The organism is Streptomyces sp. S063 (assembly GCF_002832675.1).
Taxonomy (GTDB): domain Bacteria; phylum Actinomycetota; class Actinomycetes; order Streptomycetales; family Streptomycetaceae; genus Streptomyces; species Streptomyces sindenensis.
This window is the reverse complement of record NZ_CP021707.1, coordinates 4360910-4379333: the sequence shown is the minus strand read 5'-3', so window position 1 is coordinate 4379333 and position 18424 is coordinate 4360910. Positions and strand designations below refer to the sequence as shown.

Here is an 18424-nt window from a genome sequence, read left to right as displayed (position 1 = left end):
AACCCTTCAAGCGCGCTTCGGCGTGACCTCCCCCGTGCCCTCCTCGATGGCCTCCGCGATGACCTCCGCCAGATGCCGGGCCCGCCGCCCGGCCAGCTGGTCGAGCTGAGTACGGCAGGAGAAGCCGTCCGCGAGGAGTTCCGTCCCGGGTTCCATGGCCCGTACGGCGGGGAGCAGCCGCTCCTCAGCGCAGGCGACCGACACCTCCCAATGGCCCTTCTCGAAGCCGAAGTTTCCCGCGAGCCCGCAGCATCCGCCGCTGAGTTCGCCGGTCAGGCCCAGCCGTTCGCGCAGGCGCCGTTCCGCCGCGTCGCCGAGGACCGCGTGCTGGTGGCAGTGCGTCTGGCCGGCGGCCGGGCGGTCCAGGCGCGGCGGCGTCCAGTCGGGGGCGTACTCCTCCAGGTACTGGGCGAACGTCCGGACTGCCGAGGCGAGTTCGGCGGCACGCGGGTCGCCGGGGAGGAGTTCGGGCAGATCGGTGCGGAGGGTGGCGGCGCAGCTCGGCTCCAGGACGACGAGCGGCTCGCCCGGCGGGAGGTCCAGCCGGTCCAGGGTGCGGCGCATCACCCGGCGGGCCGCGTCGAGCTGCCCGGTCGAGACGTACGTGAGGCCGCAGCACAGTCCGGGGACGGGCGGCAGCACCGAACGCCCCGCCGCCGCCTCCAGTACCCGCACCGCCGCCCGGCCGGCCTGCGGGGACAGGTACTCGGTGAAGGTGTCCGCCCAGAGGTGCACCGCCCGGCCGGCGGAGAGGACGGGCGTCCCGCTCCCCTGCCTCCGGCGCAGCCACCGGCTGTACGTCTCCGGCGCCAGCACCGGGATCGTCCGCTCGGGTGCGATCCCCGCCAGCCGCTTCGCGAGCGCGGCGAGCGGGCGCAGCCGGGCGAGGGCGTTGAGCGGACGGGCGAAGGGGGCGGCGAGGCGCAGCCACCGCGGGAGGCGGCCCATCGCGTAGTGGGCGGCGGGCCTGAGCCTGCCCTCGTAGTGGTGGTGCAGGAACTCCGCCTTGTACGTGGCCATGTCGACGCCCACAGGGCAGTCGCTGCGGCAGCCCTTGCAGGACAGGCACAGGTCGAGGGCGTCCCGGACCTCCGTGCTGCGCCAGCCGTCCGTGATCACCTCGCCCGCCAGCATCTCGTGGAGGAGCCGGGCCCGGCCCCGGGTGGAGTGGGCCTCCTCGCCGGTCGCGCGGAAGGACGGGCACATGACGCCCGCGCCGCTCGCCTCCGTCGTACGGCACTTGGCGACGCCGACGCAGCGGCGAACCGCGCCCGCGAAGTCCCCGCCGTCCTGCGGATAGCCGAACTCCACGTCCACCGGGCGTTTCGGGAGGACGGCGAAGCGGAGGTTCGTATCCAGGCGGTCCGGGCGGGCCAGCATCCCCGGGTTCAGACCTCCGTCCGGGTCCCACAGGTCCTTGAACCGGCCGAAGAGGGCGACGAGTTCGTCCCCGTACATCCGGGGCAGCAGCTCCGCGCGCGCCTGCCCGTCGCCGTGTTCGCCGCTGAGGGAACCGCCGTGCGCGACGACGAGATCGGCCGTCTCCTCGGAGAACCGGCGGAAGCGGGCCACCCCGGCCTCGGTGATCAGGTCGAAGTCGATGCGGACGTGGATGCAGCCGTCGCCGAAGTGGCCGTACGGGGTTCCGCGCAGGCCGTGTTCGGCGAGGAGGGCCCGAAAGTCGCGGAGGTAGGCGCCGAGTCGGGCGGGCGGGACCGCGCAGTCCTCCCAGCCGGGCCAGGCCTCACTGCCGTCGGGCATCCGGGTCGCGGTCCCGGCCGCGTCCTCGCGGATGCGCCACAGCGCCCGTTGCCCGGCCGGGTCGGTGACGACGGCCCCGTCCACCGCGTCGGCGGCCCGCAGGACGCGTTCGGCGTGCGCGCGGGCCTCGGCCGGCGTGGCCCCGCCGGTCTCGACGAACAGCCAGGCGGCCCCGCGCGGCAGCAGCCCGGAGGGTTCGCGCACGAGGTCGGCGGCCATGCCCTCGACGGTGAGCGGGCCGTACGGGAGGAGGCCGGGGGCGGCCTCGGCCGCGGCGGACTCGTCGGCGTACCCGAGGACGGCCAGGGCGCGGGCGCGCGGGGCCTCGACCAGACGCACGGTGGCCTCGGTGACGACGCCGAGGGTGCCCTCGCTGCCGCAGAACGCCCGCACCGGGTCGGGGCCGCCGGGGTGTTCGGGGAGCAGCGCGTCGATGGCGTACCCGGAGATGCGGCGCGGGAGGCCGGGGTAGCCGGTGCGGAGGAGGGCGAGGTGGGAGGCGACGAGGGCGTCGACGCCCGCCGGGCCCGTACCGCTCCCCTGCTCCAGCCGCAGCGCCTGTCCCCCGTACCGGGTCACCGAGAGCCCCCGCACGTTGTCCGCCGTCGTGCCCCAGGCCACCGAGTGCGCGCCGCAGGAGTTGTTGCCGATCATCCCGCCGAGGGTGCAGCGGCTGTGGGTGGACGGGTCGGGGCCGAAGGTCAGGCCGTGGGGTGCGGCGGCGGCCCGCAGGTCGTCCAGGATCACGCCGGGCTGGACCACGGCGGTGCGGGCGGCGGGGTCCAGGTCGAGGATCGCCCGCAGATGGCGGGTGAGGTCGAGGACGAGGCCGGTGCCGGTGGCCTGTCCGGCGATGGACGTGCCGCCGCCGCGCGGAACGACCGGCACCCCGTACTCCTGGCAGACCGTCAGCGCGGCCGCGATGTCGTCGGCGTCGCGCGGGGCGAGCACACCGAGGGGGACGCGGCGGTAGTTGGACGCGTCCATCGTCGTCAACGCCCGGGCGGCGGGCCCGAAGTCGCTCGCGCCGCGCACGGCGGAGCGGAGCGCGGCGGCAAAAGCCGGGAAGTCCGGGGCCAATGGTCCTGCGGGCGGCCCAGCGGGCCGTCCGGCGGACGGTCCGGTATGCGGTCGATGCTGTTCGGCCATTCCTTCAGCATGCCGCCGGTACAGATGAACTCTTGGGATGCGCACGGATGAAAGTACACAAGTCGCGCAAAAAAGCCCACAAGATCTTCCCAAACAGACCGTCAAGTCTCCTATAGTGACCAAGACTTGCGCAGGAACTATCAGTTCCAGTTGTGCAGGATCGCCCACACCCGTGACGAAGTGTCCTGAATTCGCCACACCAGCACCACCGCTCGCACCACCCTGCCACCCCGCACCGTCCGCAACCGAGGACTCCGATTGCGCCCCTCACACCGGCCCACCGCACTCGCCCTGCTGATATCGGCAGCCGCAACCGGCACGCTGACCCTGTGGGCCGTCGCCGCGGCCCCCGACACGGTACGGACCCCGCTGGCCTGGGGCGCGGGCGCAGCCGCCGTGCTGCTGAGCGTCTGCGTGGCCGTCACCGTCCACACCCTGGGGACCGCGCGGACGCTGCGCGCCCTGCGGGCCGCCGACGCCCAGCGGTTCACCTCCGAGACCTCGCGCCTGGTCTCCGCCTCCGCCGTCGAGGCCCAGCGCTTCACGGCGGAGACCGCCCGGATCAAGGGCGCCGCCGCCGCCGAGACCTCACGGCTCGTCGCCGAGGCCCGCGCCGAGAACGAGCGGATCGTCGCGGCGGCCGCCGCCGAACAAGCCCGCCTCCAGCTCAGCGTCGACCGGCTGACGGCCCGTGCGACCCGCGCCGAGACCGAGCGCTCCGCGGCCGTCGCCGCCTGCGCCAACGCGGCGGGCCGGATGCAGGCCCTGGCCACCAGCATGCTGGCCGACCTCCGCGAGATGGAGCACCGGCACTCCGACGAGTCCGTGCTCGGGGACCTGCTCCACCTGGACCACCGCACCGCCCAGGCGGGCCGCCTCGCCGACTCCATCGCCGTGCTGACCGGGGCCCGTTCCGGCCGGCGCTGGGCGAAGCCGATCGTCATGGAGTCGATCCTGCGCGGCGCGATGGGCCGGATCGGCAGCTACCAGCGGGTCCGCCTCCACTCCACCAGCGATGTCGCCATCGCCGGTCACGCGGCCGAGGGCGTCATGCACGCACTCGCCGAACTCCTTGACAACGCTGCCAACTTCTCGCCGCCCACCGCCGAGGTGCACGTGTACGTGGAGGAGGTCCCGGCGGGCATCGTCATCACCGTCGAGGACAGCGGACTCGTCATGAGCGAGGTGCAGCTGCGCCGCGCGGAGCAGGCGGTCTCCGCGGACCACCAGAACCTCACGAACCTCTCCGGCACCCGTCTCGGGCTCGCGGTCGTCGGCCGGCTGGCCCGCAAGCACGGCCTGACCGTCTCGTTCCGGCCGTCCGCCCGTGGCGGCACGGGCGCGCTGATGATGCTCCCCCAGGAGCTGATCTCCCGCGCGGTCGCACCGACCCCGGCTCCACCGGCGGCGGCGACTGCCGCACCGGCAGCCACCGCCCCGGCCCCCGTGGACACCGTCCCCGCCGAGCCCGAGCCCTCGCACGCCTCGGCCGCCGGAACCGATCCCGGCGACGCCGCCGACGCCGCCGAGCCCGCCCGCACCTCCCGGGCCCGTACCGAGGACGGCGCCCCCACGCCCCTGACCCCGGCGGCGGAAGCGGCCCCCTCGGGCTCCCCGGCCCCCTCCGTGGACTCCGTCTCCGAGTCCACCGGCAGCGTGCCCGAGTTCGGCGAGAGCGGGCTGCCCAAGCGCCGCCGCGGCCGGACCCTGGCCGCCGCCGAAGCCCGTACCGGCCACGCCGCCCCCGGCGGAGCCGACTCCCCCCGGGCCCGTACCACCGACCCGAAGGTCCAGGCAGCGCGCTTCAGCACCTTCAGCAAGGCGGTACGAGCCAACTCCCCGCACCCGGAAGGCAACACCCGATGACCGCGACCACCGACGAGAAGCTCAACTGGCTGCTGGAGGGGCTGCTCGACCGCACCCCCGGTACCCGCCACGCCCTCGTCCTGTCCCGCGACGGCCTCAAGCTGTGCCGCACCCCCGAGCTCTCCGTCGACCAGGCCGACCAGCTGGCCGCCATCTCCGCCGGGATCCAGAGCCTGTCGCACGGCGCGTCCATCGAGTTCGGCGACGGCACCGGCGGCGTACGGTCCGCGATGGCCGAGTTCTACGGCGGCGTGCTGTTCATCGTCGAGGCGGGGGCCGGGGCCCACCTGGCCGTCGTCGCCGACGAGGACTCCGACGTCGGCCTCGTCGGCCACAACATGAGCGAGCTCGTCGAGCAGCTCGGCGAGCACCTCGTCGCGCCGCCGCGCGAACCCGCCGAGGCCCCGGCCGTATGACGACGGCGCCCCGCCCCCGCCCGGGCCGCGACGACGATCCGGACCGGCTGTACACCCTCACCGGGGGCCGCAGCCGGTCCGACTCCGCCGCCTTCGACCTGGTGACGCTCATCGTCGCCGAGTGCGACCCGTCCCCGGGCATGCAGTCCGAGCACGTCGCGATCCTGCGGATGTGCCAGGGCCCCACCGCCGTCGTCGAGATCGCCGCGAGCCTGAACCTGCCGGTCAGCATCGTCCGCATCCTGCTCTGCGACCTGCTCGACACCGGCCGGATCAGCGCCCGCCACCCCCGTACAGCCCGTGTCGCGGACCGGCTCCCCGACCCCGACATCCTGGAACAGGTGCTCGTTGGACTCCGCAACCTCTGACCGCGCCACCCTGAGCTCCACCGCCGACAACGGACTCAAGATCGTTGTCGTGGGCGGCTTCGGCGTCGGCAAGACCACCATGGTCCGATCCGTGAGCGAGATCCGTCCGCTCAACACGGAGGAGACGATGACCCGCGCGGGCGAGGCCGTCGACGACCTCGACGGCGTCCACGCCAAGACGTCCACCACGGTGGCGTTCGACTTCGGCCGCATCACGCTCGACGAACGCTCCGTGCTGTACCTCTTCGGCGCGCCCGGACAGGAGCGGTTCTGGTTCCTGTGGGACCGGCTGTTCTCCGGCACGCTCGGCGCGGTCGTCCTCGTCGACACCCGCCGCCTCGCCGACTCCTGGTACGCCATCGACCGGCTGGAGCACCACGGCACGCCGTTCATCGTGGCGTGCAACGACTTCGGCGGCCCGCTCCACAGCGAGCAGCAGATCCGGGAGGCCCTGGACCTCGCGGACGACGTGCCGCTGGTGGAGTGCGACGCGCGTGACCGGTCCTCCAGCAAGTACGTGCTGATCACGCTCGTCGAGCACCTCGCCGCGCTCTCCGCCGCCCGCCTCCAGGCCGCCGGCACGACCGCCTCCGCGGCGGCCGCGCCCACGGCGGCCCTGGCGGCGGCCGGCCCGACCCCGGAGCCCGCCCCGTGACCACTGTCTCCGGCTGCCCCGTCACCCACACCTCCGTCCCGCTGTCCGGGCCCCGCTTCCAGAGCGACCCCGTCCAGCTCTACCGGGACCTGCGGCGCGACCACGGGGCGATCGCCCCGGTCGTCCTCGACGGCGACATCCCCGCCTGGCTCGTCCTCGGCTACCGCGAACTGCACCAGGTCACCGGGGACCCGGTCCTCTTCAGCCGGGACTCCGACCTGTGGAACCAGTGGGACCGCATCCCCGACGACTGGCCGCTGCTGCCGATGATCGGGCGCAAGCAGCCCTCGATCCTCTACACGGTCGGCGAACGCCACAGCGTCCGGGCGATGATGATCAGCAACGCGCTGGAGGGCGTCGATCCGTTCTCGCTGAAGCGGTACGCGGAGGAGTTCGCCGACGAGTTGATCGACCGGTTCTGCACCAAGGGCTCGGTCGACATCATCGCGGAGTACGCCAAGCTGCTCCCCGCCCTGGTCCTGGCCAGGATCTACGGCTTCTCCGACGAGGAGGCCCATCCGCTGGTCGGCGCGATCAACGACATGATCGACGGCCGGGAGCGGGCGCTGGCCGGACAGCAGCACCTGGGGGCGTCGATGTTCCAGCTGCTGGCGGACAAGCACGCCGAGCCCGGCGACGACGTGGCCACCCGGATGCTCGCCGACCCCGGCGGTTTCACCGACGAGGAGGTCGCCCAGGACCTCATGGTGATGATGGCGGCCGGTCACCAGCCGACCGCCGACTGGATGGGCAACTCGCTGCGTCTCATGCTCACCGACGACCGGTTCGCCGCCTCGCTCTCGGGTGGCCGGCACAGCGTCGCCGAGGCCATGAACGAGGTCCTCTGGGAGGACACCCCGACGCAGAACGTGGCCGGCCGCTGGGCCGCCCGCGACACCCACCTCGGCGGCCGCCACATCCGCGCCGGCGACCTGCTGCTCCTGGGCCTGGCCGCCGCCAACGGCGACCCGCAGGTGCGCACCGACGGCTCGGCGCTGACCGGCGGCAACAACGCCTTCCTCTCCTTCGGCCACGGTGAGCACCGCTGCCCGTTCCCGGCCCAGGAGACCGCCGAGGTCATCGCCCGTACCGGTATCGAGGTCCTGCTCGACCGGCTGCCGGACGTGGACCTCGCCGTCCCCGCCGAGCAGCTCACCCGCCGCCCGTCGCCGTGGCTGCGCGGTCTGACGGACCTGCCGGTGCTCTTCACTCCCACCCCCGCCCTCGGCAGACCCGGAAGCCACGGAGGCCCCGCATGACCCGTATCGCGCTCGACCCCTTCGTCAGAGACCTCGACGGCGAGAGCGCCGCGCTGCGGGCCGCCGGTCCGCTGGCGGAGGTGGAGCTGCCGGGCGGTGTACATGTGTACGCGGTCACCCGCCACGCGGAGGCCCGCGCGCTGCTGACCGACAGCCGGCTGGTCAAGGACATCAACGTCTGGAACGCCTGGCGGCGGGGCGAGATACCCATGGACTGGCCGCTGATCGGCCTGGCCAACCCGGGCCGCTCGATGCTGACGGTCGACGGGGCCGACCACCGCCGGCTCCGTACGCTGGTGGCGCAGGCGCTCACGGTGAAGCGGGTGGAGCGGCTGCGGGCGGGCATCGAGGCCCTGACCAACGCGAGCCTGGAGAAGCTGGCGGCACTGCCCGCCGGACAGCCGGTCGACCTGAAGGCCGAGTTCGCCTACCCGCTGCCGATGAACGTCATCAGCGAGCTGATGGGCGTGGACGCGGCGGACCACCCGCGGCTGAAGGAGCTGTTCGAGAAGTTCTTCTCGACGCAGACCCCGCCGGAGGAGGTCCCGCAGATGATGGCGGACCTCGGGACGCTCTTCACGAAGATCGTCGACGACAAGCGGGCGAACCCGGGCGACGACCTCACCAGCGCGCTGATCGCGGCCTCGGAGAACGGTGACCACCTCACCGACGAGGAGATCGTCAACACGCTGCAACTGATCATCGCCGCCGGACACGAGACCACGATCAGCCTGATCGTCAACGTGGTCGAGGCGCTCCAGACCCACCCGGAGCAGCGCAAGAAGGTGCTGAACGGCGAGATCGGGTGGGACGGCGTGATCGAGGAGACGCTGCGCTGGAACACCCCGACCTCGCACGTCCTGATCCGCTTCGCGACGGAGGACATCGAGGTCGGCGACAGGGTCCTCCCGAAGGGCGAGGGCCTGATCGTCTCGTTCGGCGCGCTGGGCCGGGACGAGGAGCAGTACGGCCCGACGGCGGGCGAGTTCGACGCCGCCCGCACCCCGAACCGCCACATCGCCTTCGGCCACGGCCCGCACGTCTGCCCCGGCGCGGCCCTCTCCCGCCTGGAGGCGGGCATCGCGCTCCCGGCCCTCTACGAGCGCTTCCCTGAACTGGACCTGGCGGTCCCGGCGTCCGAGCTGCGCAACAAGCCGATCGTGACGCAGAACGACCTGCACGAGCTGCCGGTGAAGCTGGGCTGCCCGTTCGGCGGCGACAAGAAGTAGCCCCCGCGTACGGGGTCCACGGGCCGGAGCGCATGTCTCATCGGACGGACACGGTTACGGAGCCGCGCCACCGAGGGACTACGCTCCGTCCCGTGGCCGACATCCAGATTCCCGCTGACATCAAGCCCGCCGACGGACGCTTCGGCGCCGGTCCTTCCAAGGTGCGGACGGAGGCGCTCGACGCGCTGGCCGCCACCGGCACCTCCCTCCTCGGTACGTCCCACCGCCAGGCCCCGGTCAAGAACCTGGTCGGCGAGGTACGGGACGGTGTGCGCGCTCTCTTCTCCCTGCCGGAGGGTTACGAGGTCATCCTCGGCAACGGCGGCTCCACCGCCTTCTGGGACGTGGCGACGCACGGTCTGATCGACTCGAAGTCCCAGCACCTGAACTTCGGCGAGTTCTCGTCGAAGTTCGCCAAGGCAGCGAAGCTCGCGCCCTGGCTGTCCGACCCCACCGTCATCGCCTCCGAGCCGGGCACCCACCCGGAGCCGCAGGCCGAGGCGGGGGTGGACGTCTACGCCTTCACCCACAACGAGACCTCGACGGGTGTCGCGGCGCCGGTCAAGCGCGTCGCGGGCGCCGACGAGGGCGCGCTCGTCCTGGTGGACGCCACCTCGGGTGCGGGCGGTCTGCCGGTCGACATCACCGAGTCCGACGTCTACTACTTCGCCCCGCAGAAGTCCTTCGCCTCGGACGGCGGCCTGTGGATCGGCGTGTTCTCCCCGGCGGCGCTGGAGCGTGCGGCCCGGATCCACGCTTCGGGCCGGCACATCCCGGAGTTCTTCTCGCTGCCGACGGCGATCGACAACTCGCTGAAGAACCAGACGTACAACACCCCCGCGCTGTCCACCCTCTTCCTGCTGAACGAGCAGCTGAAGTGGATGAACACCCAGGGTGGCCTGGACTTCACGACGGGCCGCACGGCCGCGTCCTCCGGCCACCTCTACGGCTGGGCCGACGAGTCGAAGTACGCCACCCCGTTCGTCACGGACCCGGCGAAGCGCTCGCAGGTCATCGGCACGATCGACTTCGCGGACGAGATCGACGCGGCGGCCGTCGCCAAGGTGCTGCGCGCCAACGGCATCGTGGACACCGAGCCGTACCGCAAGCTGGGCCGCAACCAGCTGCGCGTGGCGATGTTCCCGGCGATCGACCCGGCGGACGTGCAGGCGCTGACGGCGTGTGTCGACTACGTGATCGAGAAGCTGTAGCCCTTCGGTTCTGTACGGCTGTACGGAGACGGCCCGGCACCCACGTGGGTGCCGGGCCGTCTCTGCTGCACTCGACGGGGTGGCATATGCCAGAAGCGCGATCTCGGGCAGCCCCGCCCTACGATGATGCTCTCGACACCAGCCCATTCCAGGAGGCCGCAATGTCTGCAGCAGCAGTCGAGCACCCCTGTGACGATGAGCCGGAGACGCTGCTGGAAACGGCCAACCGTCTCACCGAACAGCTTCCGGGGCATCGCGTCGAGATCATCGAGGGCCTCGTCACCGTGGCACCACCCCCGGACGGCCCGCATGCCAAAGCCCTGACCACACTCATGATCCCCTTCCTCTCCGCCGGTCTGCACGGCGAGGAGTCGAATGTCCTCCAGGGCATCGGCCTCTGGCTGCCCAGTGGCCCCGAGGACTACGTGATCCCCGACCTGGCGATCGTGGACGCCGACTTCGACGAGCACCTCATCGAGAACAACTGCTACGACCCCGCCTGCTTCCGCTTGGTCCTGGAGGTCACCTCCGGGAACTACCAGACCGACCTGCGCCACAAGGTCACCGCCTACGCCCAGGCCAAGATCCCGGTGTACGTCATCGTCGACCGCAGGCACGGTCGCGTCCACGTCCTGACCGAACCCCTCCCCGCCGGCTACGACCGCCACGAGGTCTACGCCCCCGGCCGGCAGGCCCCACTGCCCGCCTCCATCGGCGCCGAACTCTCCCTGGACGTCGACGGGATCGTGCGCGCGGGCCGCCCGAAACGCTGAGGACGCGGCCCGGACCGGTCCTACTCCCCCGTCGCCGCCACCAGCACCGCCCGCAGTGCGGCTATCCCCGCCAGCCACTCCTGGTCCGCGCCGGCGTCCGCCCACAGGTCCAGGGGCTCGGCGTTCTTCGCGGTGAGGCGGTCCAGGGCGCGGACGGCCAGCGGGCGCAGGTCGGCGGGGAGCGGTGGCAGGGGGTTCTTCGGGCCGTACGGCGTGGTGACGGGCTCGCCGCCGGGGCACTGGGCCGCGACCAGCGCGGCGGCGGCCACCGCCTCCTCCCCGCCGTCCACATAGTCCTCGGGGCCGGTGCCCGCCACGGCGGTCAGGACGCCCCGGAGCACGTCCGCCTTCTTCTCCGCCTCCGCGTCGTCCACCCGACCGCCGAAGTCGGCCGCGGTGTCGTTGTCGAAGTGGCCGATGTCCCAGGCGCCCATGGGGTCCCCCTCAGTCCGTGTGCCGGTCGGTCCGTCCGCGCCCGGTCAGTCCGTTGCGCTGATGTCCCCATCCTCACAGCCGCCACTGACAACCGGCCTGCGCGCGAGGACGAACCCCTGCGGAGCCCGCTCCGGGAACGGCCCGTCCGTCTCCCGCTCCCGCCACACCCGGGACACCACGTCCAGGCCCGCGTCCCGCAGCAGTTCGGCCACTCGCTCCGGCTGCCGCCGGTGGAAGACGAGCGACACCTCCAGGCCCCAGGCCTCCGTCATCCGCAGCGGCTCGTCGCCGACCTGGAAGCCCAGCTGTACGTAGCCGCCCGGGGCCAGCACGCGGTGGAACTCCGCGAAGGCACGCGGCAGTTCCTCGTCCGGGACGTGGATCGTCGAGTACCAGGCGAGCAGCCCGCCCAGCGAGGCGTCCGGCAGGTCGAGGGCGAGCATGGAGCCCACCTCGAACCGCAGCCCGGGATGTTCCCGCCCCGCCACCGCGACCATCTGCGGGGAGAGGTCGATCCCGAACACGTCCAGGCCCCGGCCGAGTCCGTGGAGATGCCCGGTCACCCGGCCCGTCCCGCAGCCGACGTCGGCCACCGGGAGGCCGCCGCCGCCCGCCGCCGCCAGTTCCGCGAACGTACTCAACAGCGCGCGCTCCAAGGGCTTGGCGGCCAGCTCGCCCCGGGCGAAATCGACGTAGGCGGGGGCCATGGCGTCATACGAGGCACGGGTGGCGTGCAGAGAGCCGGGCGACAGGTCAGGGGTGGTCATGGCGCATCAGCCTAGGGGGTGTCAGGACCCGGTCCGCCGGTCGTCCCCCAGGGGTCCGCTGCCCCTCCGTCCCGGCGTCAGGCGGCGCTCCGGTCGCGGTCGGCCAGGAGCTGCGTCTCCCAGGCGAAGGCCACACCCGAGGCGCCGCCGTGCTGGGCCTGCACCTCGATGGCCCCCGTGATCGTCTCCTCGCGGGCCCAGTCGCGCTGCCACTCGGCCATCACGGCCAGCCACGTGATCGGCACGACGCCCGCCTGGACCATGCGCCGCACCGCCATGTCGTGGGCCTCGGCCGACACGCCTCCGGACGCGTCGGTGACGGCGTAGACCTCGAACCCCTCGCCCACCGCCTGGACGGCCGGCATCGCCAGGCATATCTCCGTCCAGAGCCCGGCGAGGATCAGCTTCCTGCGACCGGTCGCCCTGACGGCGTCGACGACGCGCTCGTCCTGCCAGGTGTTGATGAGCGTCCGGTCGATCGGCTCCTGCTCCGGGAACACGTCCTGGACGCCCTGGATCAGCCGCCCGCCGCGCTCCTCCAGCACCGTCGTCAGGATGGTCGGGACGCCGTACGCCTTGGCGGCCTTGGCGAGCCCGACGACGTTGTTCACGATCATCGTCGGCTCATGGCTGTTCAGGTTGGCGAACTGGAACGGCTGATGGTCGATCAGCACCACGACGCTCTCCTCGGGCGTCAGCAGCGCGTCGAGTCCGGCCTTGTTCTGGGCGCTCATGAGAATTCCCTCCACCAATTGGTTGATGTGTCATCCAACCTAGGCGGCGACGGTTGATGCGTCAACTACAGCCGGGCGCGGACGACTTGCCGCGAACACCGCAGGCTCCCGGTGGTGACGCTCGGGGCGGCCTCGCTACGCTCCTCGCATGAACGCGACGCCTCGCTGGCTGGATCCGGAGCAGCAGGCCGCCTGGGACGGCTTCATCCGCATGCAGGAGAAGCTCATCGGACGGCTCTCACGCCGGGTCCAGGCAGACTCCCGCATGTCCCCCGCCGACTACATCGTGCTGGCCAAACTCACCGAGGCCGGCGGGCGCATGCGCTTCATGGACCTGACCAAGCTGGTGGAGTGGGAGAAGAGCCGCATGTCCCACCAGGTGGCACGGATGGCCAAGCGCGGTCTCGTCGGCAAGGAGGACTGCCCCGACGACGGACGCGGCGCGTTCATCGTCGCCACACCGGCCGGCCGCGAGGCGATCGAGGAGGCCGCGCCCGTGCACGTCGAGCACGTCCGGCGGCTGTTCATCGACGCGCTCACCCCGGAGGAGCTGGACACCCTGGCCCGGATCTCGAACCGCGTCCTGGCCCACCTGGAGAAGCAGCCCGACTGACGGAGCTCGGGCTCACGGCACCGGCGACGGAGTCACCCTCGCGGCCCACCGCCGCTCGCCGTCCGCCCACTCCCCGGTCGGCCCGAGGCCCGCCGCCACCGCCACCGCGGCGGACGCGGCGTGGCCGGGGTGGACATGGGCGACGACCTCCCGCACGCCCCCGGCCGAGGCCAGGTGCGCCACCAGGCCCTTCGCGGCCTCGGTCGCGTAACCGCGGCCCTGCCACGGGGTTCCGACGACCCAGCCGATCTCCGCGCGCGGCCCCCGTACGGTCGCCTGGACATACCCGGCGAGCCCCCCGCCCGCCTCCCCGCCCGCACGCACCCGGAGCACCCAGTTCCACCACCGCTCCCCCGGGTCCGGCGAACCTGCGCACTGACGCTCGTACCGGGCCCGCAGCGCGGCCGGGGCCGGCGGCTCGCCCCCGATGAACACGTACAGCGCCGGGTCCGCGAGGACGTCCACCATCTCCTCGGCGTACGCCGGTTCGAGCGGGAGCGCGTCGAGGCGGGCGGTGGTGAAGGGCGGCGGGGTGATGGGCAAGGGGGTCACGGTCGTCGGCACGAGGCCCGACCCTACGCGCCCCTCACCGGCTCAGTCGCCGGAAGCGGCGGACCGCCGACGGCAGGAACACCAGCGTGATCGCCAGCGGCCACACCACCGCCATCAGCGGCGCGTTCTCCTCGACCCAGGTCCCGCCGCCCGCCACCGGATTGCCGAACAGTTCGCGCGTCGCCGTCGCGGTCGAGGAGATCGGGTTCCAGGCCGCGACGAAGCCGAGCCAGTCGGGCATCAGGGACGGCGAGACGAAGGTGCTGGAGATCATGGTGAGCGGGAAGGCCACCGCGTACAGCCCGCCCGCCGCCTCCGGGGTCGGGACCAGCATGCCGAGCCAGACGCCGACCCAGACCAGGCTGAACCGCAGCAGCAGGAGCAGCCCGAACGCCCCGAGCGCGCCCAGCACGCCGCCGTCCGCGCGCCAGCCGATCAGCAGGGCCGTCACGGCCAGGATGGTCAGCTCGGCGGCGGCCACCACCAGGTCGGCCGCCCCGCGCCCCGAGGCGAACGCTGAAGGGGCCATCGGCATGGCTTCACGATGCCCTCGGCGAGCACCGCGTATCCGGATGTGGCCCCGGACGTGGACCCGCATGTGGATCCAGGTGTGGATGCAGACATGACATACCCCCTGATTCCGCTCGACGACCGGCAGGTCGATCGCAGACCCGCGGCTCGAACTGAGTACACCGTACCCGATGACGAGTACGGTGTACGCAGTTTCATTCCGGCCCATTACGCTGAGCCCATGACGAACGACGGAACGACAGCCGGGGCGGCGTCGAAGGCGGACGGTCCGGCCACCGGGAGCGGCGACATCGCGCGCAGCCTGGAGCTTCTGTGGGGCACCGGCGAGCGCTCCGGTCGCGGCCCGAAACCGGGACTGTCCCTGGACCGGATCGTCACCGCCGCCGTCGCCGTCGCGGACGCGGAGGGGCTGACCGCCGTCTCGATGCGCCGGCTCTCCACGGAGCTGGGCACGGGCACGATGTCGCTCTACCGGTACGTCCCCGGCAAGGCCGAGTTGCTCGACCTGATGCTCGACCGGGTACAGGGGGAGCCGTTCGCCGCCCGCCCCGACGAGCCGCCCGCCGACTGGCGCGGGGCGATCGACCGGATGGCCCGGGGGCACCTGGAGAACCTGCGCCGCCACCCCTGGCTGCTCAAGATCAACCAGGCCCGTACGGTGCTCGGCCCCAGCGCCCTGCGCGGACTGGAGCTCGCGCTCACGGGCCTGCGCGGCATGGGCCTGCGGGACCCGGAGCTGATCGGCGTGATCATCGCGGTGAACAGCTTCGTGGAGGGCCTCGCCCGCACCCGGGCCGACGCGGCGGAGGCGGTGGCGCAGACCGGGCTGAGCGACGAGGCGTTCTGGGACAACCAGCGTCCCTACCTGGAGCGGGCCATGCTCAGCGGCGCGTACCCGGTGATGGCGGGCATGGCGGAGGACACCTTCAGCTCCGACTTCGACCAGTTCGAGTTCGGGCTGCAACGGCTGATCGCCGGTTTCGACGTGCTGGTCCGGGAGCGGGCGGCGGAACGGGCGGCGTCCCGAACCTGACAGGACGGCCGGCCCGTGCCCCAATGGATATATGGACGCCAGCCGGGAGCTCGCTCCTTTCGTCAAGCAGTACACCGTCCTGCTGACCACTCGACGCCAGGACGGGACGTCCGTCGGCACACCGGTCAACATCGCCGTCGAGGGCGATCACGCGTTCATCCGGACGTTCTCGTCCGCCTGGAAGGTCGAGCGGATGCGCAACCACCCGCAGGTGGAGCTCGCCCCCTGCACGGTGCGGGGCGCCCCGACCGGACCGCGGATCAGGGCGCACGCGCGGCTGCTGCGGCCGGGCACGAAGGAGAACACGCACGCGGCACGGATGCTGTCGCGCAAGTACCCGGTCGTGCAGGGCGTGCTGGTCCCGCTCGCGCACCGGCTGAAGCGGGACCGGACGCTGCACTACGAGGTGTGGCCGGTGACAGACGAGGACTGACGGAACCGGGACTGAGGGACACGAGGGCCGACGGGACGAGAGCCCCCACGCCCCCTACCCCCGCTTCCGCCGGAGCGCGAACCACAGGACGCCCGCCCCGACGACGATCGCCGCACCGAGCCCGGCACCGCCCTTGCCGCCCCCTGCCCGCCACCGCCGTCCGGGTCACCGGCCTCGCCACCGCCGCTCCCCGAGGGCTTCCCCCGCCCCTGATCGCCGCCGGAGCCGCCGCCCGCCACCTCCACCCGGACGACGTCACTCCGCGCCCCTTCGGAGCCGAACATCAGGGCCGAGCCGTCCGCCGTGTACGTCACGGACTCGGCCTGCCGCTGGAACGGGGCGGCGACGGACCGGTCCTCGCCGAGCCGGCCGTCCTCGAAGGCGTACTCGCGGGCGCTGAAGTACGAGCGCAGCACCAGCCGCTTCCCGTCGGGCGAGAAGGCCCCGTCCGTGACCCACGGCACCTCGTCGACCCGCCGGAAGGTGTTCACGCCCCCGGCAGTGAGCTTCGCCGGTCCTTCGTAGAGGCCGCCGCCGTCCTCGTTCTTGGAGGCGATGTAGACGCGGCCGGTCTTCGGGTGGACCATCAGCGCTTCGGCGTTGCGGGCCCCGTCGGCGTACTTCACGTCGTACTGGACGGCGTCGACGGTGGCGTCGCGCAACTGCTTCGGCTCGGGGAAGCGGTAGATCCAGACATGGCTCCACGTACCGTCCAGGTTGTCCCCGATGTCGCCGACGTAGATGTCGCCGTCGGGTCCGACCGAGATGCCCTCGACATCGCGCGGCTCACCCACTCCTCGCATGGTGATGGTCGCGAGGGTCTTCCCGGTCCGGGAGTCGACGGCGAAGACGTAGGGGCCGTCGTCGCTGTCGTTGTGCGTCCAGTAGACGCCGGGGTGGGCGCGACTGGCGGCGAGGCCGCTGGACTCGGTGATACGGGGGTCCTCGATCGTGAAGTCACGGTCGGGCCGCCCGTCGTCGGCCACGGCGGGACCGGCCCCGGCGAGCAGCAGGAGAGCAGCGGCGAGGGCGGCAGCACGGGTGCCCGCCGGGCCGGTCGGATACGAACGCATGGCCCAAGTGTCCATCGTCACGTCGCAGGCCGGAGCCGTGATCGGCCATGATGACGCCATGCGTTTCCTCTTCGTCGGCGATTCCATGACCATCGGGCGCGCCGGCGACTTCACCTGGCGCTACCGGATGTGGCAGCACCTGGAGGCGTACCCCGCCCTCGCGTACGAGATCGTCGGCCCGCGCTCGACGCTGTACGACGCCGAGGCGGACGCCCCGCTCTCCCACGCGTACGCCGACCCGTCCTTCCCGCCCGCAGCCCGGCGTCATCTGTCCGGCTGGGGCGAGGGCTGGCTGCACATGGCCCCGGTGATCGCGGACGCGGTGCGCGAGGCGGAGGCGGACATCCTGCTGGTCTCGCTGGGCCTGATAGACCTCGGCTTCTACACGGACGCCGAGCAGACGGCGGCGAACGCCCGCGCGTTCATCGAGGCGGCCCGGACGGCGAACCCGCGCATCCGCATGGCCCTGCTCCCGGTGATACCGAACATCCGGGCCGAGACGGACGCCCCCTTCGCCGCCTCCTGCGACCGTTTCAACGAACTGCTGGCCAAGGCGGTGGCCGACCTCGACACCCCCTCCTCCCCCGTTCTCCTGGCCTCGCGCCCGCCGGGATACGACATCCACACGGACACGTACGACGGCACGCACCCCGGCCCGACCGGCGAACACCTCCTGGCGGCCACCTTCGCGGACGCGATGCACCAGGCGTGGGGACTGGGCGGCCCGTACGCGGGGGGTCCCGCGCTCCAGGATCCGTTGCCGGTGCCGGTGCGGACGTCGGCCGCGACGACCGCCCCGGTCACGGTCTGAGCCCCGGTCGGCAACGGGCACCCCGGTTCGGCCCCCGAGCGGCCCTCACCCGCTCCGCTGCGACCCCAGCATCGTCAGGGCCAGCTGGGTCAGTTCGCCCGAGACCTCGCCGGGGCGGGCCCGGCGGGAGCGGCGGGCGTGGTGGGCCATCAGTTCGTGGACCGTGCCGACCATCACCATCACGTCGACCCGGTGGTCGCGGTCCTCCGCCTCGCCCCGGTCCACCGCCCGCTCGGCCTCGCCCGTCAGGAACTCCGTCCACAGGGCCCGCCAGAGCTTGCAGTGCTCGTCCACCACGGCGCTCACGCCCAGCACTTCGACGAACGTCACGCGGGCCTCGCGCGGGTCGCTGGTGACGGCCTCCACGTACGCGTCGAAGAGCAGCCGGACCCGTTCCTCGATCGAGCAGTCGTCGATGCCCTCGGTCAGCAGGGCGCGCTCCGCCGCCCGCAGCCCGGTCGTCGTGACCCGGTTGTGGAGGGCGATGAGCAGCCCCTCCCGTGACCCGTACTCCTGGCGCAGCACCTCGACCGGCACCCCGGCCGCCTCGCACACGTCGTGCTCGGCCGTCGCCCGGTATCCGTTGACGCCGTACAGCTCCCTGGCCGCTTCCAGAAGTTGCTCCCGCGCCTGCGTACGCGCGGCGTCCCCGGGCCCGGCCCGCTGAACCGTCCAGCTGTCCGCCACCGGTCCTCCTTGAGCGCAAGGTGCGGGAGAGGAGCCTGCGCGCCTCTGCACGAACCGCCGCCCCATTG

General features: G+C 72.6%; 18 protein-coding genes and 2 pseudogenes. 12 read left to right on the top strand and 8 right to left on the bottom strand.

Features of this window, described 5'->3' with window-relative positions; genetic code table 11:
* Nucleotides 1–6: 6 nt before the first annotated feature.
* The gene (locus CCZ36_RS20270) at nucleotides 7–2910 is read right to left on the bottom strand and encodes an FAD-binding and (Fe-S)-binding domain-containing protein (RefSeq protein ID WP_443069813.1); all 2904 of its coding nucleotides are present in this window, start codon (nucleotides 2908–2910) and stop codon (nucleotides 7–9) included.
* A gap of 258 nt (nucleotides 2911–3168) precedes the next feature.
* Between CCZ36_RS20270 and CCZ36_RS20265 the strand changes: the two genes are divergently transcribed.
* The 8 genes from CCZ36_RS20265 (at nucleotide 3169) to CCZ36_RS20230 (ending at nucleotide 10687) form a co-directional block, all read left to right on the top strand.
* Entirely contained in the window at nucleotides 3169–4776 is a 1608-nt protein-coding gene (locus CCZ36_RS20265) for a sensor histidine kinase (protein WP_069735347.1), read from the top strand.
* Nucleotides 4773–5192, top strand: coding sequence for a roadblock/LC7 domain-containing protein (locus CCZ36_RS20260; RefSeq protein ID WP_030709614.1), 420 nt, complete (start codon nucleotides 4773–4775; stop codon nucleotides 5190–5192). The genes CCZ36_RS20265 and CCZ36_RS20260 overlap by 4 nt, the downstream gene beginning before the upstream one ends.
* A complete protein-coding gene (locus CCZ36_RS20255) occupies nucleotides 5189–5560 on the top strand; it encodes a DUF742 domain-containing protein (RefSeq protein ID WP_069735348.1) in 372 nt (123 codons plus the stop codon). The genes CCZ36_RS20260 and CCZ36_RS20255 overlap by 4 nt, the downstream gene beginning before the upstream one ends.
* Entirely contained in the window at nucleotides 5541–6215 is a 675-nt protein-coding gene (locus CCZ36_RS20250) for a GTP-binding protein (RefSeq protein ID WP_069735349.1), read from the top strand. The genes CCZ36_RS20255 and CCZ36_RS20250 overlap by 20 nt, the downstream gene beginning before the upstream one ends.
* Nucleotides 6212–7474, top strand: coding sequence for a cytochrome P450 (locus CCZ36_RS20245; protein ID WP_128818286.1), 1263 nt, complete (start codon nucleotides 6212–6214; stop codon nucleotides 7472–7474). Before CCZ36_RS20250 ends, CCZ36_RS20245 begins: the two co-directional genes overlap by 4 nt.
* Nucleotides 7471–8703, top strand: a complete 1233-nt coding sequence (locus tag CCZ36_RS20240) for a cytochrome P450 family protein (RefSeq protein ID WP_069735351.1) — start codon at nucleotides 7471–7473, stop codon at nucleotides 8701–8703. Before CCZ36_RS20245 ends, CCZ36_RS20240 begins: the two co-directional genes overlap by 4 nt.
* 92 nt (nucleotides 8704–8795) lie before the next feature.
* Nucleotides 8796–9914, top strand: coding sequence for a phosphoserine transaminase (serC, locus tag CCZ36_RS20235; protein ID WP_128818285.1), 1119 nt, complete (start codon nucleotides 8796–8798; stop codon nucleotides 9912–9914).
* Between the two features lie 161 nt (nucleotides 9915–10075).
* Entirely contained in the window at nucleotides 10076–10687 is a 612-nt protein-coding gene (locus tag CCZ36_RS20230; protein ID WP_128818284.1) for a Uma2 family endonuclease, read from the top strand.
* A gap of 20 nt (nucleotides 10688–10707) precedes the next feature.
* Here CCZ36_RS20230 and CCZ36_RS20225 read toward each other — a convergent pair whose 3' ends face one another.
* The 3 genes from CCZ36_RS20225 to CCZ36_RS20215 all read right to left on the bottom strand — a co-directional run bounded on the left by CCZ36_RS20225 (nucleotide 10708) and on the right by CCZ36_RS20215 (nucleotide 12623).
* A complete protein-coding gene (locus tag CCZ36_RS20225; protein ID WP_069735354.1) occupies nucleotides 10708–11121 on the bottom strand; it encodes a DUF4259 domain-containing protein in 414 nt (137 codons plus the stop codon).
* 45 nt (nucleotides 11122–11166) lie between these two features.
* Nucleotides 11167–11889 carry a class I SAM-dependent methyltransferase gene (locus CCZ36_RS20220; RefSeq protein ID WP_128818283.1) on the bottom strand — a complete coding sequence of 241 codons (723 nt, stop codon included), beginning with the start codon at nucleotides 11887–11889 and terminating at the stop codon, nucleotides 11167–11169.
* A 77-nt stretch (nucleotides 11890–11966) separates the two neighbouring features.
* Nucleotides 11967–12623, bottom strand: a complete 657-nt coding sequence (locus CCZ36_RS20215) for a hydrolase (protein ID WP_069735356.1) — start codon at nucleotides 12621–12623, stop codon at nucleotides 11967–11969.
* A gap of 148 nt (nucleotides 12624–12771) precedes the next feature.
* On the opposite strand from CCZ36_RS20215, the gene CCZ36_RS20210 reads away from it, so the two are divergent.
* The gene (locus CCZ36_RS20210) at nucleotides 12772–13236 is read left to right on the top strand and encodes a MarR family winged helix-turn-helix transcriptional regulator (RefSeq protein ID WP_069735357.1); all 465 of its coding nucleotides are present in this window, start codon (nucleotides 12772–12774) and stop codon (nucleotides 13234–13236) included.
* 12 nt (nucleotides 13237–13248) lie between these two features.
* Here CCZ36_RS20210 and CCZ36_RS20205 read toward each other — a convergent pair whose 3' ends face one another.
* The gene (locus tag CCZ36_RS20205; RefSeq protein ID WP_128818282.1) at nucleotides 13249–13800 is read right to left on the bottom strand and encodes a GNAT family N-acetyltransferase; all 552 of its coding nucleotides are present in this window, start codon (nucleotides 13798–13800) and stop codon (nucleotides 13249–13251) included.
* 22 nt (nucleotides 13801–13822) lie between these two features.
* A pseudogene (locus CCZ36_RS20200) lies at nucleotides 13823–14326 on the bottom strand (ABC transporter permease); the annotation flags it as partial.
* A 213-nt stretch (nucleotides 14327–14539) separates the two neighbouring features.
* Here CCZ36_RS20200 and CCZ36_RS20195 point away from each other — a divergent pair.
* The gene (locus tag CCZ36_RS20195) at nucleotides 14540–15352 is read left to right on the top strand and encodes a TetR/AcrR family transcriptional regulator C-terminal domain-containing protein (protein WP_128818281.1); all 813 of its coding nucleotides are present in this window, start codon (nucleotides 14540–14542) and stop codon (nucleotides 15350–15352) included.
* 31 nt (nucleotides 15353–15383) lie between these two features.
* Nucleotides 15384–15785: a PPOX class F420-dependent oxidoreductase gene (locus CCZ36_RS20190; RefSeq protein WP_069735360.1), complete on the top strand. Its 402-nt coding sequence runs from the start codon at nucleotides 15384–15386 to the stop codon at nucleotides 15783–15785.
* A 54-nt stretch (nucleotides 15786–15839) separates the two neighbouring features.
* Here the strand turns inward: CCZ36_RS20190 and CCZ36_RS20185 are convergent.
* A pseudogene (locus tag CCZ36_RS20185) lies at nucleotides 15840–16858 on the bottom strand (WD40 repeat domain-containing protein).
* Here CCZ36_RS20185 and CCZ36_RS20180 point away from each other — a divergent pair.
* Nucleotides 16857–17669, top strand: a complete 813-nt coding sequence (locus tag CCZ36_RS20180) for a GDSL-type esterase/lipase family protein (protein WP_237302710.1) — start codon at nucleotides 16857–16859, stop codon at nucleotides 17667–17669. The pseudogene CCZ36_RS20185 and the gene CCZ36_RS20180 overlap by 2 nt on opposite strands.
* Before the next feature lie 45 nt (nucleotides 17670–17714).
* On the opposite strand, the gene CCZ36_RS20175 is transcribed toward CCZ36_RS20180, so the two are convergent.
* Nucleotides 17715–18356: a TetR/AcrR family transcriptional regulator gene (locus CCZ36_RS20175; RefSeq protein WP_069735363.1), complete on the bottom strand. Its 642-nt coding sequence runs from the start codon at nucleotides 18354–18356 to the stop codon at nucleotides 17715–17717.
* Between the last annotated feature and the right edge of the window lie 68 nt (nucleotides 18357–18424).

Excerpts from the sequence above, each read along its gene's own strand:
- CCZ36_RS20270 (WP_443069813.1), bottom strand. The coding sequence starts at position 2,910 with ATGGCCGAACAGCATCGACCGCATACCGGACCGTCCGCCGGACGGCCC.
- CCZ36_RS20260 (WP_030709614.1), top strand. The coding sequence starts at position 4,773 with ATGACCGCGACCACCGACGAGAAGCTCAACTGGCTGCTGGAGGGGCTG.
- CCZ36_RS20255 (WP_069735348.1), top strand. The coding sequence starts at position 5,189 with ATGACGACGGCGCCCCGCCCCCGCCCGGGCCGCGACGACGATCCGGAC.
- CCZ36_RS20240 (WP_069735351.1), top strand. The coding sequence starts at position 7,471 with ATGACCCGTATCGCGCTCGACCCCTTCGTCAGAGACCTCGACGGCGAG.
- CCZ36_RS20230 (WP_128818284.1), top strand. The coding sequence starts at position 10,076 with ATGTCTGCAGCAGCAGTCGAGCACCCCTGTGACGATGAGCCGGAGACG.
- CCZ36_RS20225 (WP_069735354.1), bottom strand. The coding sequence starts at position 11,121 with ATGGGCGCCTGGGACATCGGCCACTTCGACAACGACACCGCGGCCGAC.
- CCZ36_RS20220 (WP_128818283.1), bottom strand. The coding sequence starts at position 11,889 with ATGACCACCCCTGACCTGTCGCCCGGCTCTCTGCACGCCACCCGTGCC.
- CCZ36_RS20215 (WP_069735356.1), bottom strand. The coding sequence starts at position 12,623 with ATGAGCGCCCAGAACAAGGCCGGACTCGACGCGCTGCTGACGCCCGAG.
- CCZ36_RS20210 (WP_069735357.1), top strand. The coding sequence starts at position 12,772 with ATGAACGCGACGCCTCGCTGGCTGGATCCGGAGCAGCAGGCCGCCTGG.
- CCZ36_RS20195 (WP_128818281.1), top strand. The coding sequence starts at position 14,540 with ATGACGAACGACGGAACGACAGCCGGGGCGGCGTCGAAGGCGGACGGT.
- CCZ36_RS20190 (WP_069735360.1), top strand. The coding sequence starts at position 15,384 with ATGGACGCCAGCCGGGAGCTCGCTCCTTTCGTCAAGCAGTACACCGTC.
- CCZ36_RS20180 (WP_237302710.1), top strand. The coding sequence starts at position 16,857 with ATGGCCCAAGTGTCCATCGTCACGTCGCAGGCCGGAGCCGTGATCGGC.